We start from the raw sequence: 16,198 nt of genomic DNA, 5'->3' as shown, positions 1-16,198 counted from the left end.
TGAATAGGTGGCCATGCCTGCACTACCCGAGAACACACCGGAGGCCAAGGTCCTCGTCGTCGACGACGAGGCCAACATCGTCGAACTCTTGTCCGTCAGCCTGAAGTTCCAGGGGTTCGAGGTCTACACCGCCTCCAACGGAGCCGCCGCGCTGGACAAGGCGCGTGAGGTACGCCCGGACGCAGTCATCCTCGACGTGATGATGCCCGGGATGGACGGTTTCGGGCTTCTGCGACGGCTGCGCGCCGACGGTATCGACGCCCCGGCGCTGTTCCTCACTGCGCGCGACTCGCTCCAGGACAAGATCGCCGGCCTCACCCTCGGCGGTGACGACTACGTGACCAAACCGTTCAGCCTCGAAGAGGTGGTGGCCCGGTTGCGGGTGATCCTGCGCCGCTCCGGCCGTGGTGTCGAGGAGCCTCGCAACTCGCGGTTGTCCTTCTCCGACATCGAACTCGACGAGGACACCCATGAGGTGTGGAAGGCGGGGGAGCCGGTGTCGCTGTCGCCGACGGAGTTCACGTTGCTGCGGTACTTCATCATCAACGCGGGGACGGTGCTGTCCAAGCCCAAGATCCTCGACCACGTCTGGCGCTACGACTTCGGCGGCGACGTCAACGTCGTCGAGTCCTACGTGTCCTATCTCCGGCGAAAAATCGACACGGGCGAAAAGCGCCTGTTGCACACGTTGCGCGGCGTGGGGTACGTGCTCCGCGAGCCACGGTGATGAGCGCTTGCGCGAAGAACAGACAACCGTGATGAGCGCTTGCGCGAAGAACAGACAACCGTGATGAGCGCTTGCGCGAGGAACAGACAACCCGTGATGAGCGCTTGCGCGAAGAACGGCAGTGCGCGACGAGGAACCGAACGCGCGCCGACAATGGGTAGATGACCGCACGCGTGCCGCTGAGGGTGGCGCTGGTGGCGGCCACCCTGCTGCTGGTGGCGTGCGGTCTGCTCGCATCCGGCGTGGCGGTCACCACGATCCTGCGCCACACACTGAGCAACCGCGTCGACCAAGACCTGCTCGACGCTTCGCGAGGGTGGGCCCAGGCGCCGCGCCAGGGGTCCGACGATGCGCTGGAGAGCCCCAACCCCGCACGGCCACCGACGAATTTCTATGTCCGCGGCGTCGGAGCCGACGGCCACATCTGGATTGCCGTCAACGACCGAGATGCCGAACCGGCGCTGCCCGCCGACAACGACGTGGGTTCGGAACCGGTCACCATCGGCTCGCTGCACGGCTCCGATGTGCAGTGGCGCGCGATGACGGTCCGCAGCCCCGACGGGGTGGTCACCGTCGCCGTCGACTTCTCCGCTGTGCAGACCACAGTGCGCGAGTTGATTTACGCACAGGTCGGGATCGGGCTGGCGGTGCTGGTGGTGCTCGGGGTGGTCGGCTATGCGGTGGTGCACCGCAGCCTGCGTCCGCTGGTCGAAGTCGAGCAGACTGCGGCGGCGATCGCGGCCGGCGAATTCGATCGCCGTGTCCCCCAGCGTGATCCGCGTACCGAGGTGGGCCGGCTGTCGTCAGCGCTCAACGGCATGCTCGCCCAGATCCAGACCGCCATGGCGGCCTCTGAGGCCTCCGCCGAGCAGGCCCGCAGTTCCGAGGAGCGGATGCGACGGTTCATCACCGACGCCAGCCACGAGCTCCGCACGCCGCTGACCACCATCCGTGGATTCGCCGAGTTGTACCGGCAGGGCGCGGTGCGCGACGTCGAGATGCTGATGAGCCGCATCGAGAGTGAGTCCGGCCGGATGGGCTTGCTCGTGGACGACCTTCTGCTTCTCGCCCGCCTCGACGCGCAGCGCCCGCTTGAGCGCCGGCGCGTCGATCTGCTGACCCTTGCCACCGACGCGGTCCACGACGGGCGCTCCATCGCCCCCAAGCGAGCGATCAGGTTGGAGGTGCTCGATGGGCCCGGCACCCCGGAAGTGCTTGGCGACGAAGCCCGGCTGCGCCAGGTGCTGGGCAACCTGATGGGCAACGCGCTTCAGCACACTCCAGAAACCGCCGGGGTGACGGTGCGGGTGGGCACCGCGGGTGACCGCGCGGTGCTGGAGGTGTGCGACGAGGGGCCGGGTATGACGGAAGACGACGCGCAACGGGTGTTCGAACGGTTTTATCGCGCAGACTCGTCGCGCACCCGGGCGAGCGGCGGCACCGGGCTGGGACTGTCGATCGTCGACTCGTTGGTTCTGGCCCACGGCGGAACGGTCGACGTCACCACCGCGCCGGGGCAGGGGTGCACGTTTCGGGTCAGCCTGCCGCGCATTGTCGATGTGGCGGCTCAGGTCAGCTGAGCCAGTGCCGCCTTGATTTTGGTCTGGGCCTCGTCGAGGGACTCCTGCGACGGGTTCTGGTCGGCGTTGGCGAATCCGAAATCGGCGAGGTCGCTGGTGGGGAAGACGTGCACGTGCAGATGAGGCACTTCCATCCCGGCGATGATCACACCGGCCCGTTCGGCGGGGAACGCCTTGACCACGGCCTTACCGATCAGCTGTGACACCTCCATGACGCGGCCGAAGACCGCGGGCTCGACGTCCTGCCAGTTGTCGATCTCGGCTCGCGGCACAACGAGCGTGTGGCCCTGGGTGATCGGGGCGATCGTCAGGAAGGCGACGATGTCGTCGTCCTCGTAGACGAACCGGCCTGGTAGCTCCCCGTTGATGATCTTCGTGAACACGCTCGCCATGGCGTCGAGCATAGTGAGCGACGCGCAGCGGTCGAGGGCGCGTCGGCTATCCGCGGCCGTCAGCTTTGTCCGGCATTCGGTCGGATGTGGTCGTGGAGCTCGGCGACGGACCAGGGCGGGGTGTCGTGGTGGTCGCGGTAGGCCAGAATCGTCGGCGTCGGCCTGTCGAAGCGCCCGACGAACCCGCCGGCGGCGATGAAGATCTGTCCGGTCACGTCCCTGGCCAGGTCACTCGCCAGATAGGCGTAAGTCGGGGCGACGTACGCCGGCGGCGCGGCGTCGAGGGCACCTCGCATGCTCACGTCGTCCAACAGGCCGCGACGGTTCAGGTCGGCGATGTGCGCCTCGTAATCCGCTCCGGTGGAAAGCCGCGTCCTGGCGCCGGGACAGACGACGTTCGCGCGCACGCCGTGCTCCTTGAGTTCGGCGGCGATCGCCAGGGTCAGCCCGTTGACGCCGCCCTTGCCCGCCGGATACCCCGTACCGCCGTAGTCGCCGAGGAACGCGAACGAACTCGTGTTCACGATCGCGCCTCCGCCCTGGGCGACCATCCTGGGCGCGGCGGCTCGGCAAGTCTCGAAGGCCGTATTGAGATGTGCGTCGATCAACTCGCGGAATTGGCCCGACGTGACCGTGAGGATCGACGATCCGACTGGCTCAGCTGTGCCCGCACAGTTGATCAGGATGTCGATGCGACCGAACTCCTGAACGCACGTGTCGATCAGGTGTTCGGCGATCTCCGGATCGGCGGGCGAGCCGGGGATCCCGTGCGCGCCCGGAATCCGTTGCGTCGCTTGCACTACGGCGTCCCGATCACGGCCGTTGACGACCACCCCGGCACCATCGGCAGCGAGCAGTTGAGCCACCGCCAGCCCCACGCCGCGCGATCCGCCGACGACGACCGCGCCACGCCCGGACAGTGACGGGCTACTTGGCATCCGTTGACTGGCTGGCCGCCTGACCGAACTGCATCATGTCCATGTTCCAGTAGCCACGAAGGTTGGTGAGCAGACCGGCGTCGTTGACCTTGTAGGTGAACACTCCGCGCACCGTGCTGGTCATCCCCTTGTCGAACTTGCTGCGCAGCACCAGGATATGAGCCACCTCGTGCGGGGAACTGGACGGAAAAGTCTCTTCGCAGGTGATCCGCAGGTCGTTGGAGGCGATGTTGGCATCGTAGAAGCCGGACACCGCCTCCTTCCCGCGAATTCCCGTGCCGTCGGGGTTGGTGAAGGACTGCCCAATCGGATCCTCGATGACGACATCGTCGGCCATCAGGGCCAACCAGCCCTCTTTGTCGTGAGAGTGCACGCATCTCCACGAATTGTGGGAGGCCGCCAAAGCCGGTGTCTTCTCGACGGTTTCCTGAGCCATGAGCTCTACCGGTCGTCGTCGGTGTAGCGAATGACGCCGCGAATGTTCCTGCCCTCGAGCATGTCGGAGTAACCGTCGTTGATCTGCTCCAGCTTGTACTGCCGGGTGACCATGTCGTCGAGGTTCAGCTTGCCTGCCTTGTACATCGACAGCAGCTGCGGGATGTCGTAGTGCGGGTTGCCGCCACCGAAGATGGTGCCCTGCAAGTTCTTCTGGAGCAGGGTCAGCATCGCCAGGTTGAGGTTCACCTCGGTATCGAGCAGGCTGCCGATGGCGGTGACCACGCAGGTGCCACCCTTGGCGGTCAAACTGAGGTAGTTCTCGACGTCCTTGCCGTGCAGCTCGCCCACGGTGATGATCACCTTGTGGGCCATCAGTCCCCAGGTGACCTCGCCGATACCGGCCATCGCGGACTCCCAATCCGGATAAGCATGTGTGGCACCGAATTTGAGCGCCTGGTCACGCTTCCACTCCACCGGGTCGATCGCGAATATGCGACGTGCGCCCGCGGTGACTGCGCCCTGCAGGGCGCCCATGCCGACGCCGCCGACGCCGACGATCGCCACGTCCTCACCGGGCCGGATGTCACCGCTGCGGACAGCCGAGCCGTAGCCGGTGGTGATGCCGCAACCGACCAGGCACGCAACCTCGAACGGGATCGACTCGTCGATCTTCACCACCGAACTCTTGTGTACGACCATGTAGGGCGAGAACGTGCCCAGCAGGGTCATCGGGAAGACGGGTTGTCCCTTGGCGTGGATGCGGTGGGTGCCATCGGAGACCGCGGTGCCCCCGAGCAGACCGGCGCCGAGGTCGCAGAGGTTGCGCATCCCGGCCTGACACGACGGACAGTTGCCGCAGGACGGGATGAACGACATCACGACGTGATCGCCGGGCTTGAGGTCTTCGACGCCCGGACCGACCTCGGTGACGATGCCCGCGCCCTCGTGGCCACCGAGCACCGGGAAACCGGCCATCGGGATGCCGCCGGTCACCAGGTGGTGGTCGGAGTGGCACATCCCCGACGCTTCCATCTGCACCTTGACCTCGTCCTTGACGGGGTCCCCGATTTCGATCTCCTCGATCGACCACGGCTGGTTGAACTCCCAGATGAGAGCACCTTTTGTCTTCATTGGAACGTGCCTTCCGCTAGTACCGGTGACCTCAGACTAGAGGCAGTAGTTAGGTAGGTCACACCCACCCCCAATCAACTGCTTGGCCGGGTCACCAGATCGGTACCGGGGCCTGGCCGAGGGGGTAGTAACCGGGCAACTTCTCGCCGGCCAGGGAGCGCTCGATGCGCTTCTGCATTCCGGGCGACAGGTCGCCGGACTCGATCAGTTTCGCGTACCCCTTGGCGACGTGGCCGAAATCGAAGAAGTCGCGCTGCCATTCGATCTTCAGGTCGGCGTTGAGCCGAAACCAGCTGCCCCCGATACCGTAGATCTCGTCGATGGTGCCGTCGGACTTGTTCGCGACCTGCTTCCAGAAGCCGACGATCTCGCCCTGCTTGTCGTCCACGAGCACCTTCTGGTACTCGTAAACCCAGTTCTCCAGGCCCTCCATCTCCAAACCCAAGGCGATTTCGCGTATCTGATCCACGCCGACACACATCACGTCTTCCTTGGGGCCGATGTTCCAGCCGTAGGTCGCGTCATCGGTGTAGAACTCGGCCAACGGTTTCCAGTCGCCGTTGCGTTCGGCGTCGCGGTTGGCCTCCAGCCACTGCTCGACCCACTTGTCGAGCGCTTCGCGGGGTAGTGACGGCATTGTCATTCTCCTGTTTCTTTGATCATCAGTGCTTGGGTCGGGCACATGTCGACCGCGTTCTGTATCTCGTCGCGGGCGTCGTCGGGCGGTTCGGCATCGAGGATCTCGACCTTGCCGCGTTTGGGCACCCGAAAGTAGTCGGGCGCCTCGAGCTCACACATCGCGTGGCCCTGACACAGGTCAAGATCCACTTCGACTCTGTAGGAACCCATCTGCGGTGCCTACTTGCTCCGCCGTCGATACCGCGCCTTCGCGGGCCGCTGCAGCTGCACCACCATCTTCGAGTGGTCGTTGCGATAGCTGTCAGCCGGTTGCGCCATCTCGAACTCATACTCGCGCAACAGGACCGAGAAGATCGCCTTGATCTGCATCTGGGCGAACGCCGCGCCGACGCAACGGTGCCTGCCCGCGCCGAACGGAATCCACGTCCAGCGGTTCACGATGTCGGCCTGTTCAGGCTTGTTGTAGCGTTCCGGATTGAAACCGTCGGGATCCGGGAAGTCCTCGGGAATCCGGTTGCTGATCGCCGGCGAGGCAGCCACGAAGTCGCCCTCGTGAATGGGGAAGCCCGCTACCTCGAATTCGCCCTGGGCCACCCGCATCAAGATGATCAGCGGCGGGTGCAGCCGCAGTGTCTCCTTGACGACGTTGTCCAGCAACGGAATCTGGCGCAGCGCATGGAAGCTGACTTCCTGACCGTCGGCGTAGAGCTCGTCGAGCTCGGCCTGGACCTTGGCGTAGATCTCGGGGTGGCGGATCAGCTCGATCAGGGTCCACGCCGAGGTTCCCGAACTGGTGTGGTGCCCGGCGAACATCAGCGAGATGAACATGCCGGTGACCTCGTCGGCCGAGAACCGCGGATTGCCGTCCTCGTCCTTGATCGACACCAGCACATCGAGCATGTCGCGGTCGGACTTGTCCTCCGGCGGATTGGCCACCCGCTGGTTCATGATCTCCTGCACCAGCGCAACGAGTTTCACGCGCGCCTCGTCGCGGCGCTGGAAGCTTTCGATCGGCAGGTAGGGGTCGACGTAGCACAGCGGGTCGGTGCCGCGCTCGAGATCGTGGTAGTACTCGGCGAACCGGTGGTCGAGCTGGTTGCGGAACTTCAGCCCGATCAGGCAGGCCGTCGAGGTGTAGATGGTCAACTCGGCGAAGAAGTCGAGCAGCTCGATCTCGCCCTCGTCGCCCCAGTCGGCGATCATCTTCTTGACTTCGCCCTCGATGGTGGTCGCGTGGCCCTTCATGTGCTCACCGCGCAGCGCCGAATTGTGCAGCATCTCCTTGCGACGCTCGGGGCTTGCGTCGAACACCACACCCTTGCCGAAGATCGGCGTCATAAACGGATAGGCCTCGGCCTGGTCGAGATCCTCGTCGGCCGAACGGAAGAAGAACTCGTTGGCCTCGGCGCCGGACAGCAGGATGACGTGCTTGTCCACCAACTGGAACCAGCCGACGTCACCGCACTCGTCGCGGACCCGTTGCATCAAGCCGATCGGGTCGGTGCGGAACTCCTCGAGGTGTCCGTGCTCTTCTTCACCACCGGAAACCCGGGGCACGATCGCGGTCGTCATGACTTCAGGTTCTCCTCGTTCAACTTGAGTTGCTGGCGTTCCGCCGGCGCGGTGGCCAGCGGCGCCTCGGGCTGAAGTTCCATGTTGGCGATGAACCCGCCGCGAGGTGTCTCCGCCACGAAGGTGATGGCCCTGGCCAGGTCAGCCGCCCGCAGGAAGTAGTCGTGCCGGGCCTGGCCCCACTTCGCCCAATCCTCGAGTGCCGGGCCGATCTTCTCGGCGGGCAGACTCCAGCCCATGCTGGTCTTCGTCGGGCCGGGGTGCACGATCGAGGCGCGCACGCCGGTGCCCTCCAGTTCCATCTGGAAGTTGTTGACCATGGCCAGAAGTGCCGCCTTCGCCGCCCCGTAGGCGCCCATGTGCGGCCGCTGGCGCAGCGCCACATCGGATCCCACGAAGATCAGGTCGCCGCGCTGGCGCGCGAGCATGCCCGGGAGCACCGCCGACGCCAGCCGGTTGGCCCCGACGAGGTGGATCTGCAGCTGCGACTCGAACTCGTCGGTGCTGATCTCGGCCAGCTTGCCGAAGTAGGTGTCACCGGCACCGGCCACTAATACCTCGATCTCGCCGAGTGCCTCCACCGATTGGGCGACAAACGTTTTCACCGAGTTAGGGTCGGTGACGTCGAGATGGAACCCGACGGCCTCGCCGCCGTCGGCGTTGATCTTGCCGACGATGTCTTCGAGTTTCTCGACGCGACGGGCGCCCAGCGCGACCGGGAAGCCGCGCGCGGCCATCTCGATCGCCGTCGCCTCTCCGATTCCGGATGAGGCGCCGGCGACGATGACGGGTCGTCGTTCGGGCAGGGGGTCGAACCGGGGCATCAGACAGTCTCCACAGTGATGGGAAGGTGAGCGAATCCGCGGACATTGCTCGAGTGGACGCGGACGGCGTTGGCCTCGTCCACCTCGTATCCGCGGATTCGCTTGAACAACTCGGTCAATGCGACCTTGGCCTCCATCCGCGCCAGGTGCGCACCGAGGCAGAAGTGGGCACCGCTGCCGAAACTCATGAGCTTGGACCCTATTTCGCGGCCGATGAGGAAACGGTCGGGGTCCTCGAACACCCGCTCGTCGCGGTGAGCCGACCCGGGCAGCAACAGCAACACGTCACCGTCGGGGATGGTGGTGTCGTACAACGTCAGCTCGCCCGAGACCGTGCGCGCGAGGATCTGGCTCGAGGTGTCGTATCGCAGCGTTTCCTCGACCCAGAGCGGAATCCGCTGCAGGTCGGCGTAGACCGGAGTCAACTGGTCGGGGTTCCGGTGGCCCCAGAAGGCCGCATTGGCAAGCAGTTTCGTGGTGGTCTCATTACCGGCGATCACCATCAGGAACATGAAGCCGATGATCTCGTCGTCGGTGAGCCGGTCGCCGTCGATCTCGGCCTCCAGCAGCGCGGTGGTCAGGTCGTCGCTCGGCTCCTTGCGGCGTTCGGCCACCATGCCCTGGTAGTAGACGATCAGGTTGATCGACGCCTCCACGGCCGAGGGCGGTACGTCGGTGACACCCTCGTCGCGGTGCATGACACCGTCGGCCCACGCGCGCACCTGGTCGCGATCGGGCTCCGGCACACCCATGAGCTCCGAGATGACGTCCATCGGCAGCTTGCCCGCGAATTCGCCGACGTAGTCGACGGTCTCGTTCGAGCGTGCCTTGTCCAACATGACATCGAGGTGCTGCACGGCGATCTCGGTGACGCGCGGCTCCAACTCGCGGATGCGCCGAGGCGTGAAACCTTTCGACACCAGTGTGCGCAGTCGCAAGTGGTCGGGGTCGTCCATCGCCAGGAAGGACATGGTCTTGGAGGCGTGCGGTCCGCGGGACGCGGGATCCAGCGATACGCCGAACTTGTTCGACAACGTGGTGCTGTTGCGGAAACCCTGCAGGACATCCTGGTGCCGCGACAGGGCCCAGAAGCCGAGTTCGTCGTTGCGATACAGCGGTGCCTCGTCCCGCAGCCGCTTGTAGTACGGATACGGATCCTCGTGGAAGTCGTAGTCGTATGGGTCAAGCACGATTTCGCTGATGGTCACTGCTCGTCTCCCAAGATGAGGCCGACGACGTAGCTGAGCCGGTCGGCGATCTGGTGGTAGGTGAAGACGCCGCTACCCGCGTTGACCAGCGCGCCGAAGAACGTCATCTCCAGGGCGGCCAATGCGCGCGGGTCGGCCTCTGGTCCCATGGCCGAGCGGATGCGGCGGTGGATCTCGGCACCGATGCGGTCGCGTACCGCGCGCACCGCGGAGTCGCTACCGCTGAGCAGCGCGGTCGTGCACGCCGCCGCGACCTCGGGTTCGTCGGCGACCATCAGCGCCATCGCGCGCAGAGTCTTCTCGACGCGGGCGACCCGGCTGTCGTTGACGTCGGTGAAGTACGGCACCTGACGCATCAGGTCCAGGTACACCTCGGCGATCAGGTGGTTCTTCGACGAGAAGTAGGTGTAGGCGGTGGCCGGGGCGACCTTGGCCCTGGCGGCGACGGCGCGCACCGTCAGGTCGGCGTAGGAGGATTCGCGCAGCATCTCGACACCGGCGGTGAGCACCTTGCGGAACGTCTCCTCCTGGCGACGGTTCCGCGGTGTCTCGGCGGTGCTGACAGGCGCCGGGCCTGGGACCGCAACCACGGGCTCGCTGGACACCTGTCCAAGTTATCGGACACGGGCTCGGCTCCGCAAGTATGCAGCTAGTAAACGCTACGCTTGCCAGCCGCACTGCGAGGGGACTATCGTTCGGTCCAACAATTCGGACACTTGTCCAGCAATGGTGAACGGAGACGGCATGGCTGTGCTGGCGAATCGGGAAAGTCAGCTGCTCATCGACGGCAAGCTCGTCGCGGGAAGCGGCGGGTCGTTTGAAACCGTCAACCCCGCCACCGAGGAAGTGCTGGGTGTCGCGGCCGACGCCACCGCCGACGACATGGGTCGTGCGATCGAGGCGGCCAGGCGCGCCTTCGACGAGACCGACTGGTCGACCGACACCGACTTGCGGGTGCGTTGCCTTCGCCAGCTGCAGGCCGTCCTGAAGGAGCACATCGAGGAACTGCGCGAGATCACGATCGGCGAGGTGGGAGCGCCCCGGATGTTGACGTCGGCGGCTCAGCTCGAGGGACCGGTCGACGATCTGAGCTTCTGCGCCGACACCGCCGAGTCCTACGAGTGGAACACCGATCTCGGGGTCGCGTCGCCGATGGGCATCAAGACCCGCCGCCGCCTCGCCCGCGAGGCCGTCGGCGTCGTCGGCGCCATCACCCCGTGGAACTTCCCGCACCAGATCAACCTGGCCAAGATCGGCCCGGCGTTGGCCGCCGGCAACACCATCGTGCTCAAGCCGGCCCCGGACACCCCGTGGTGTGCGGCCGCGGTCGGCGAGTTGATCGCCGAGCACACCGACATCCCGCCGGGCGTGGTCAACATCGTCACCTCCAGCGATCACGGGGTCGGTGCGCTGCTGTCCAAAGACCCACGGGTGGACATGGTCTCGTTCACCGGGTCGACGGCGACCGGTCGTAGCGTGATGGCCGATGCCGCCGCGACGATCAAGAAGGTGTTCCTGGAACTGGGCGGCAAGTCGGCGTTCCTCGTGCTCGACGACGCCGACCTGGCCGCCGCCTGCTCGATGTCGGCGTTCACCGCGTCGATGCACGCCGGACAGGGATGCGCCATCACCACCCGACTGGTGGTACCGCGGGCTCGCTACGACGAGGCGGTGGAGGCCGCGGCGGCGACGATGGGCGGACTCAAGCCGGGCGACCCTCAGGACGCCGGAACCATCTGCGGCCCACTCATTTCCGCGCGCCAGCGCGACCGCGTTCAGGGCTACCTCGACTCGGCGATCGACGAGGGCGGCAAGTTCGCCGTCGGCGGTGGCCGCCCCGCCGATCGCGATACCGGCTTCTTCATCGAGCCCACCGTCATCGCCGGGCTGGACAACAACGCCAAGGTCTCGCGGGAGGAGATCTTCGGACCGGTGCTGACGGTCATCGCCCACGACGGCGACGACGACGCGGTCCGCATCGCCAACGATTCGGCCTACGGCCTTTCAGGCACGGTGTTCTCGGCCGACGAAGAACGCGCGAACCGGGTCGCGGCACGGATGCGGGTCGGCACGGTCAACATCAACGGCGGCGTCTGGTATTCGGCGGATATGCCGTTCGGCGGATACAAGCAGTCCGGGCTGGGTCGCGAGATGGGACTGGCCGGCTTCGAGGAATACCTGGAAATCAAGGCGATCGCTACGGCGGTGTGACGATCACGCCGAACGTGGGTTACCCACACGAAAAACGTCGCGAAGCGTGACACAACCCCACATTCGGCAACGAGGAAGGAACACGATGGGGCTCTACGAGGACCAGTTCAAGGACAAGGTGGCGATCGTCACCGGCGCCGGCGGCGGTATCGGCCAAGCGTATGCCGAGGCGCTGGCGCGCGAGGGCGCCGCAGTGGTGGTTGCCGACATCAACACCGAGGGCGCCCAGAAGGTGGCCGACGGCATCAAGGGCGAGGGCGGCAGCGCGCTCGCCGTGCGTGTCGACGTCTCCGACCCGGAATCGGCGAAGGAGATGGCCGCGCAGACGCTTTCGGAGTTCGGCGGTATCGACTACCTGGTGAACAACGCCGCGATCTTCGGCGGCATGAAACTGGACTTCCTGATCACCGTGGACTGGGACTACTACAAGAAGTTCATGAGCGTGAACATGGACGGCGCGTTGATCTGCACCCGGGCGGTGTACAAGAAGATGGCCAAACGCGGCGGCGGGGCGATCGTCAACCAATCCTCGACGGCGGCGTGGCTGTACTCGAATTTCTACGGTCTGGCCAAGGTCGGGGTCAACGGGCTGACCCAGCAGCTGGCGACCGAGCTGGGCGGGCAGAACATCCGGGTCAACGCGATCGCGCCGGGCCCCATCGATACCGAGGCCAACCGCACCACCACGCCTCAGGAGATGGTCGCGGACATCGTCAAGGGAATCCCGTTGTCGCGCATGGGACAACCGGAGGACCTGGTCGGCATGTGCCTGTTCCTGCTGTCGGATCAAGCCAAGTGGATCACCGGTCAGATCTTCAACGTCGACGGCGGGCAGATCATCAGGTGAGCGACGACGTCAAGCTGGGATACATCGGCCTGGGCAACCAGGGCGCGCCGATGGCCAAGCGTCTGGTCGACTGGCCCGGCGGGCTGGTCGTGTTCGACGTGCGTACCGAGGCGATGACCCCGTTGGTCGAGCTCGGCGCCGGTGTTGCCGACAGCGTCGCCGATGTCGCGAAGGCCGACATCATCAGCGTCACCGTGCTCAACGATGCCCAGGTGCGCGACGTGGTGGGCCAACTCGGCGAACACGCCGCGCCGGGCACCGTGATCGCGATCCACTCGACGATCGAGCCCGACACGGCCGGCGAGCTCGCCGAGCAGTTGCGCGACAAGGGGATTCACATCGTCGACGCGCCGGTGAGCGGGGGCGCCGGGGCGGCCGACAAGGGTGAGCTGGCCGTGATGGTCGGCGCCGACGACGAGGCGTTCGCCAAGGTCAAACCCGTGTTCAAGAAGTGGGCGTCGCTGGTGGTCCGGGCCGGTGAACCCGGGGCGGGAACCCGGATGAAGCTGGCCCGCAATATGTTGACCTTCATCGGTTTCGCGGCATCGTGTGAGGCGATGCGGCTCGCCGAGGCGGCGGGGCTGGACCTGCAGAAGCTTGGTCGGGTAGTGCGGCACAGCGACGCGCAGAGCGGTGGGCCGGGCGCGATCATCGTGCGCGACGACATGAGTGACCTCACGCCGGACCACTGGCTGTACGACATGTTCACGCACACGCGTGGACTCGCAGAAAAAGACCTCAGCCTGGCGCTCGCGCTGGGCGAGGCCACCGGGACCGAACTCCCGCTGGCCGAGATCGCTCTGCAGAACCTGGCCGCCGGGCTCGGCGTGCCGCACACGAAGGAGTGACGATGGACGAGTTGCGCCGCAAGGGCCTCGAGAAGATGAACGAGGTCTACGGCTGGGAGATGCCCAACATCGAGGGTGATCCGTATTTCGACCTCACCGTCGACCACCTCTTCGGCACCATCTGGTCGCGCCCCGGGCTGTCGATGCGCGACAAGCGGATCATGACGCTGACCGCCGTGACCGCCGTCGGGAACTCCGACCTCGCCGAAATTCAGGCCAACGCAGCGCTGGCCAACGGTGAGATGACCGAGGACGAGCTCAAGGAGATGGCCGTCTTCCTGACCCACTACCTCGGGTTCCCGCTGGGCTCCAAGCTCGACGGCGCGGTCAGCAAGGTGATCAAGAACCGCAAGAAGCGTCCGGCGGAAGACAAGAAGGCCAATGTGAACGCCGCGGTGAAGATGCATTCCGGTGGGACGGTCCATGACGAGTAGGTATGCGTCCCTGTCGCGGGAAGAACTCGCGGTCCTGCTGCCCGAGCTGCTGCTGATCGGTCAATTGATCGACCGGTCCGGAATGGCCTGGATCATCGCAAATTTCGGCCGCGAGGAGATGTTGCAGGTCGCGATCGAGGAGTGGATGGGCGCCAGCCCGATCTACGCCAAACGCATGCAGCGGGCGCTGGACTTCGAGGGTGACGACGTCGTCACGATCTTCAAAGGCATGCAGCTCGACATCGGCGCCCCACCGCAGTTCATGGACTTCCGCTACACCGTGCACGACCGGTGGCACGGCGAGTTCCACCTCGACCACTGCGGCGCGCTGCTCGACGTGGAGCCGATGGGCGAGGACTACGTGCGCGGCATGTGCCACGACATCGAGGACCCGACGTTCGACGCGACCGCGGCCGCCACCAACCGTCGCGCGCAGATCCGTCCGATCCACCGGCCTCCACGCACACCGGCCGACCGGCATCCGCACTGTGCGTGGACGGTCGTGATCGACGAGTCCTATCCCGAGGTGGACGATCACCCGGTGTTGGACGTGATGCGCCGAACCCGCGCCGCCAGAACCGAATTCGATCCAATCAACCGCGATGACGAGGGCCGGTCGGACTACTCGGGACCGCTGGTGTCGGACTTCGACTTCGGGGCGTTCTCACACTCGGCGTTGGTGCGCATTGCCGACGAGGTGACCCTGCAGATGCACCTGCTGAACTTGTCGTTCGTGATCGCGGTGGGCAAGCGCGCGGGCACCAACACCGAACTGGCGACCGAGATCTGCACCAAACAGCTGATCGGCATCGCCGGCATCGCCGCCGAACGCATCCACCGCGCGCTGAGACTGCCCGGCGGCGTCGAAGGCGCCGTGCGCACACTGCAGTGGCATCCGATGCTCAACCCGGCGGCCTATGTGGACGCCGAGTTCGGTCCGGATGTGGTGCACGTGCGGCGTTCGGCGGCGCACGAGGACGGCGCGTGGGTGTCGCTGGTGACCCCCGACGAGGTGCGTCCGATGCAGGCCGCCGTCACGGCGATCGACAAGCATCTCGATGTCGAGGTCACCGGCACCGCCCAGGAGTGGACCGCGCGGGTCGTCGAGACGGACAGCGAAGCCAAGGAATTCTCCGAGGTGTCGGTTGTCAGGGTCAGCGGCGGTTCGACATGGGAGTTCGAAGACCGCAAGTCATTGCCGTTGACCGTGCTCTGAGCCTCGTGGTCAGCGGGGCGCACCCGTCTGTTCAGCGCGCGGATCTACCGAGTTCCTCGTACTCCGCACCGAGTGTGCGCATCCTGGCCGCAATGGCAGCGAGGTCGCTGTGTGAGCGCTGGATGATCTCGGCGACCTCGCCTGCGCCCTTGCTGACCACCGGCCACAGCATCTGTTGGCCGGCCGGGGTTTCGGGCGTCGTCGCCGCCGCGTCCAGCACCCACTGACGGACCGCGTCGAGCTCACGCCTGCCGGCCGCGACCACCGCGGCCGACCTGTCCACCTCGGCCGCGAGGCGGCGATCCAGGTCGGCCAATGCCCCCAGAGCCCTTGCCTGCCTGGCGTTCCGGTCTCGATAGCCCTCGGCGCCCGCGCCCGTCCAATCCGAACCCGGTGTCGCTGACTCCACCTCGTCCCGCAGGGATTCCAGGCGGGCGCTGTGGTCCAGCCCGCCGCCGTCCTGCGGGATGCCCTCACCGAACGTCGCGCGCGCCCGCGCCCACGTCGAGAGGAAGGCATCGACGACACTCACGATCGTGAGTTTACGGCCCGCCAGACGGCCGGCCGAGCACCAATTGCGGCGCCTAGCGGGCCGCGGTCGGAGCGGCCACGGACGCGCCGACCCAGCGACGCAGGTAGCTCCGCAGCTCGGGGCCGCGGCGCGGGGGACGCCCCGGGTCGATGACGAACGACTGGATGATCCGCAGCAGGTGTTCGGCCAGTTCGTCGAGGTCGTGGTCGTCGAACCCCTGCGCGGCCCAGTCGACGTCGAAGCGGCGCAGCATCGAATTGGCGAATTCCAACGCCACATCCGAGGTGACCGTCTGGCTGAACTCGCTGGCCCGCGCGGGCATCAGCAACAGTCCCATATGTTTGTCCTGTGGCAGCCACTCCAGCGCGGTGGCGATGCCCTCGGCGACCGCCTCCTGCGGGTCGGTCAACCCCTGCAGGTGGTCGGCGAGCCGGTCTAGAAAGCCGGTGGCCGCACGCTGTGCTGAGGCCTGAAGCAGCGCGTCGGTGCTGGGAAAGTACCGGTACACCGTCTGCCGCGTCACCCCGAGTGTGCGCGCGACGTCGCTGATCGAGAACTCGGCACCGCGCGCGTCGATCGCCTTGCCCGCCGCGTCGAGGATTCGGGCCACCGCCTCCTCATCCGTCGACGGCGCCGAGCCGGACCAACCGTGAGTGCGCAC

Annotated in this window: 19 protein-coding genes; 7 read left to right on the top strand and 12 right to left on the bottom strand. The window is 66.1% G+C overall.

Annotation, left to right across the window (positions count from 1 at the left end; translation table 11 throughout):
- The first annotated feature begins 13 nt into the window (after positions 1-13).
- Together A5759_RS13870 and A5759_RS13865 are read left to right on the top strand one after the other, a co-directional pair.
- Positions 14-727, top strand: coding sequence for a response regulator transcription factor (locus A5759_RS13870; RefSeq protein WP_197506038.1), 714 nt, complete (start codon positions 14-16; stop codon positions 725-727).
- A 161-nt stretch (positions 728-888) separates the two neighbouring features.
- Complete coding sequence (locus tag A5759_RS13865) at positions 889-2,307, top strand: cell wall metabolism sensor histidine kinase WalK (RefSeq protein WP_068198613.1); 1,419 nt, start codon at positions 889-891, stop codon at positions 2,305-2,307.
- Here A5759_RS13865 and A5759_RS13860 read toward each other — a convergent pair.
- The 10 genes from A5759_RS13860 to A5759_RS13815 form a co-directional block, all read right to left on the bottom strand.
- On the bottom strand, positions 2,295-2,699 hold the full coding sequence (locus A5759_RS13860) for an HIT family protein (protein ID WP_068198916.1): 405 nt from the start codon (positions 2,697-2,699) through the stop codon (positions 2,295-2,297). The genes A5759_RS13865 and A5759_RS13860 overlap by 13 nt on opposite strands.
- A gap of 59 nt (positions 2,700-2,758) precedes the next feature.
- Positions 2,759-3,637 (bottom strand): SDR family NAD(P)-dependent oxidoreductase, encoded by an 879-nt coding sequence (locus A5759_RS13855; RefSeq protein ID WP_068198611.1) that lies wholly within the window; start codon positions 3,635-3,637, stop codon positions 2,759-2,761.
- Entirely contained in the window at positions 3,627-4,073 is a 447-nt protein-coding gene (locus tag A5759_RS13850) for a ketosteroid isomerase family protein (protein ID WP_068198609.1), read from the bottom strand. The genes A5759_RS13855 and A5759_RS13850 overlap by 11 nt, the downstream gene beginning before the upstream one ends.
- A gap of 5 nt (positions 4,074-4,078) precedes the next feature.
- The gene (locus A5759_RS13845) at positions 4,079-5,206 is read right to left on the bottom strand and encodes an NDMA-dependent alcohol dehydrogenase (RefSeq protein ID WP_064395181.1); all 1,128 of its coding nucleotides are present in this window, start codon (positions 5,204-5,206) and stop codon (positions 4,079-4,081) included.
- 91 nt (positions 5,207-5,297) lie between these two features.
- A complete protein-coding gene (locus A5759_RS13840) occupies positions 5,298-5,843 on the bottom strand; it encodes a hypothetical protein (protein ID WP_068198606.1) in 546 nt (181 codons plus the stop codon).
- Positions 5,844-5,845: 2 nt separating this feature from the next.
- The gene (locus tag A5759_RS13835) at positions 5,846-6,055 is read right to left on the bottom strand and encodes a ferredoxin (RefSeq protein WP_068198604.1); all 210 of its coding nucleotides are present in this window, start codon (positions 6,053-6,055) and stop codon (positions 5,846-5,848) included.
- A gap of 9 nt (positions 6,056-6,064) precedes the next feature.
- Positions 6,065-7,417, bottom strand: coding sequence for a cytochrome P450 (locus tag A5759_RS13830; RefSeq protein ID WP_068198603.1), 1,353 nt, complete (start codon positions 7,415-7,417; stop codon positions 6,065-6,067).
- On the bottom strand, positions 7,414-8,241 hold the full coding sequence (locus A5759_RS13825; protein WP_064395185.1) for an SDR family oxidoreductase: 828 nt from the start codon (positions 8,239-8,241) through the stop codon (positions 7,414-7,416). Before A5759_RS13825 ends, A5759_RS13830 begins: the two co-directional genes overlap by 4 nt.
- Positions 8,241-9,449 carry a cytochrome P450 gene (locus A5759_RS13820; protein WP_066844393.1) on the bottom strand — a complete coding sequence of 403 codons (1,209 nt, stop codon included), beginning with the start codon at positions 9,447-9,449 and terminating at the stop codon, positions 8,241-8,243. Before A5759_RS13820 ends, A5759_RS13825 begins: the two co-directional genes overlap by 1 nt.
- Positions 9,446-10,054, bottom strand: coding sequence for a TetR/AcrR family transcriptional regulator (locus tag A5759_RS13815; RefSeq protein ID WP_068198602.1), 609 nt, complete (start codon positions 10,052-10,054; stop codon positions 9,446-9,448). The genes A5759_RS13820 and A5759_RS13815 overlap by 4 nt, the downstream gene beginning before the upstream one ends.
- Before the next feature lie 139 nt (positions 10,055-10,193).
- Between A5759_RS13815 and A5759_RS13810 the strand changes: the two genes are divergently transcribed.
- The 5 genes from A5759_RS13810 to A5759_RS13790 all read left to right on the top strand — a co-directional run bounded on the left by A5759_RS13810 (position 10,194) and on the right by A5759_RS13790 (position 15,005).
- A complete protein-coding gene (locus tag A5759_RS13810) occupies positions 10,194-11,660 on the top strand; it encodes an aldehyde dehydrogenase (RefSeq protein WP_068198914.1) in 1,467 nt (488 codons plus the stop codon).
- 85 nt (positions 11,661-11,745) lie between these two features.
- Positions 11,746-12,507, top strand: a complete 762-nt coding sequence (locus A5759_RS13805; protein WP_066844387.1) for an SDR family oxidoreductase — start codon at positions 11,746-11,748, stop codon at positions 12,505-12,507.
- Positions 12,504-13,355 carry an NAD(P)-dependent oxidoreductase gene (locus tag A5759_RS13800; RefSeq protein ID WP_082962115.1) on the top strand — a complete coding sequence of 284 codons (852 nt, stop codon included), beginning with the start codon at positions 12,504-12,506 and terminating at the stop codon, positions 13,353-13,355. Before A5759_RS13805 ends, A5759_RS13800 begins: the two co-directional genes overlap by 4 nt.
- 2 nt (positions 13,356-13,357) lie before the next feature.
- Complete coding sequence (locus A5759_RS13795) at positions 13,358-13,789, top strand: carboxymuconolactone decarboxylase family protein (protein WP_068198597.1); 432 nt, start codon at positions 13,358-13,360, stop codon at positions 13,787-13,789.
- Positions 13,779-15,005: a hypothetical protein gene (locus A5759_RS13790; protein WP_068198586.1), complete on the top strand. Its 1,227-nt coding sequence runs from the start codon at positions 13,779-13,781 to the stop codon at positions 15,003-15,005. Before A5759_RS13795 ends, A5759_RS13790 begins: the two co-directional genes overlap by 11 nt.
- A 31-nt stretch (positions 15,006-15,036) precedes the next feature.
- Here A5759_RS13790 and A5759_RS13785 read toward each other — a convergent pair whose 3' ends face one another.
- Together A5759_RS13785 and A5759_RS13780 are read right to left on the bottom strand one after the other, a co-directional pair.
- Positions 15,037-15,537 carry an EspA/EspE family type VII secretion system effector gene (locus A5759_RS13785; RefSeq protein ID WP_066844502.1) on the bottom strand — a complete coding sequence of 167 codons (501 nt, stop codon included), beginning with the start codon at positions 15,535-15,537 and terminating at the stop codon, positions 15,037-15,039.
- 52 nt (positions 15,538-15,589) lie between these two features.
- On the bottom strand, positions 15,590-16,198 hold the full coding sequence (locus A5759_RS13780) for a TetR/AcrR family transcriptional regulator (protein ID WP_066844379.1): 609 nt from the start codon (positions 16,196-16,198) through the stop codon (positions 15,590-15,592).

It is taken from the genome of Mycobacterium sp. 852014-52144_SCH5372336, assembly GCF_001665615.1.
GTDB lineage: Bacteria > Actinomycetota > Actinomycetes > Mycobacteriales > Mycobacteriaceae > Mycobacterium > Mycobacterium neumannii_A.
This window is presented reverse-complemented; position numbering and strand designations above follow the sequence as displayed.

What these genes read in the sequence shown, in the direction of transcription:
- A5759_RS13870 (WP_197506038.1), top strand. Translation starts at nt 14, where the DNA reads ATGCCTGCACTACCCGAGAACACACCGGAGGCCAAGGTCCTCGTCGTC.
- A5759_RS13865 (WP_068198613.1), top strand. Translation starts at nt 889, where the DNA reads ATGACCGCACGCGTGCCGCTGAGGGTGGCGCTGGTGGCGGCCACCCTG.
- A5759_RS13860 (WP_068198916.1), bottom strand. Translation starts at nt 2,699, where the DNA reads ATGGCGAGCGTGTTCACGAAGATCATCAACGGGGAGCTACCAGGCCGG.
- A5759_RS13855 (WP_068198611.1), bottom strand. Translation starts at nt 3,637, where the DNA reads ATGCCAAGTAGCCCGTCACTGTCCGGGCGTGGCGCGGTCGTCGTCGGC.
- A5759_RS13850 (WP_068198609.1), bottom strand. Translation starts at nt 4,073, where the DNA reads ATGGCTCAGGAAACCGTCGAGAAGACACCGGCTTTGGCGGCCTCCCAC.
- A5759_RS13845 (WP_064395181.1), bottom strand. Translation starts at nt 5,206, where the DNA reads ATGAAGACAAAAGGTGCTCTCATCTGGGAGTTCAACCAGCCGTGGTCG.
- A5759_RS13840 (WP_068198606.1), bottom strand. Translation starts at nt 5,843, where the DNA reads ATGCCGTCACTACCCCGCGAAGCGCTCGACAAGTGGGTCGAGCAGTGG.
- A5759_RS13835 (WP_068198604.1), bottom strand. Translation starts at nt 6,055, where the DNA reads ATGGGTTCCTACAGAGTCGAAGTGGATCTTGACCTGTGTCAGGGCCAC.
- A5759_RS13830 (WP_068198603.1), bottom strand. Translation starts at nt 7,417, where the DNA reads ATGACGACCGCGATCGTGCCCCGGGTTTCCGGTGGTGAAGAAGAGCAC.
- A5759_RS13825 (WP_064395185.1), bottom strand. Translation starts at nt 8,241, where the DNA reads ATGCCCCGGTTCGACCCCCTGCCCGAACGACGACCCGTCATCGTCGCC.
- A5759_RS13810 (WP_068198914.1), top strand. Translation starts at nt 10,194, where the DNA reads ATGGCTGTGCTGGCGAATCGGGAAAGTCAGCTGCTCATCGACGGCAAG.
- A5759_RS13805 (WP_066844387.1), top strand. Translation starts at nt 11,746, where the DNA reads ATGGGGCTCTACGAGGACCAGTTCAAGGACAAGGTGGCGATCGTCACC.
- A5759_RS13795 (WP_068198597.1), top strand. Translation starts at nt 13,358, where the DNA reads ATGGACGAGTTGCGCCGCAAGGGCCTCGAGAAGATGAACGAGGTCTAC.
- A5759_RS13790 (WP_068198586.1), top strand. Translation starts at nt 13,779, where the DNA reads ATGACGAGTAGGTATGCGTCCCTGTCGCGGGAAGAACTCGCGGTCCTG.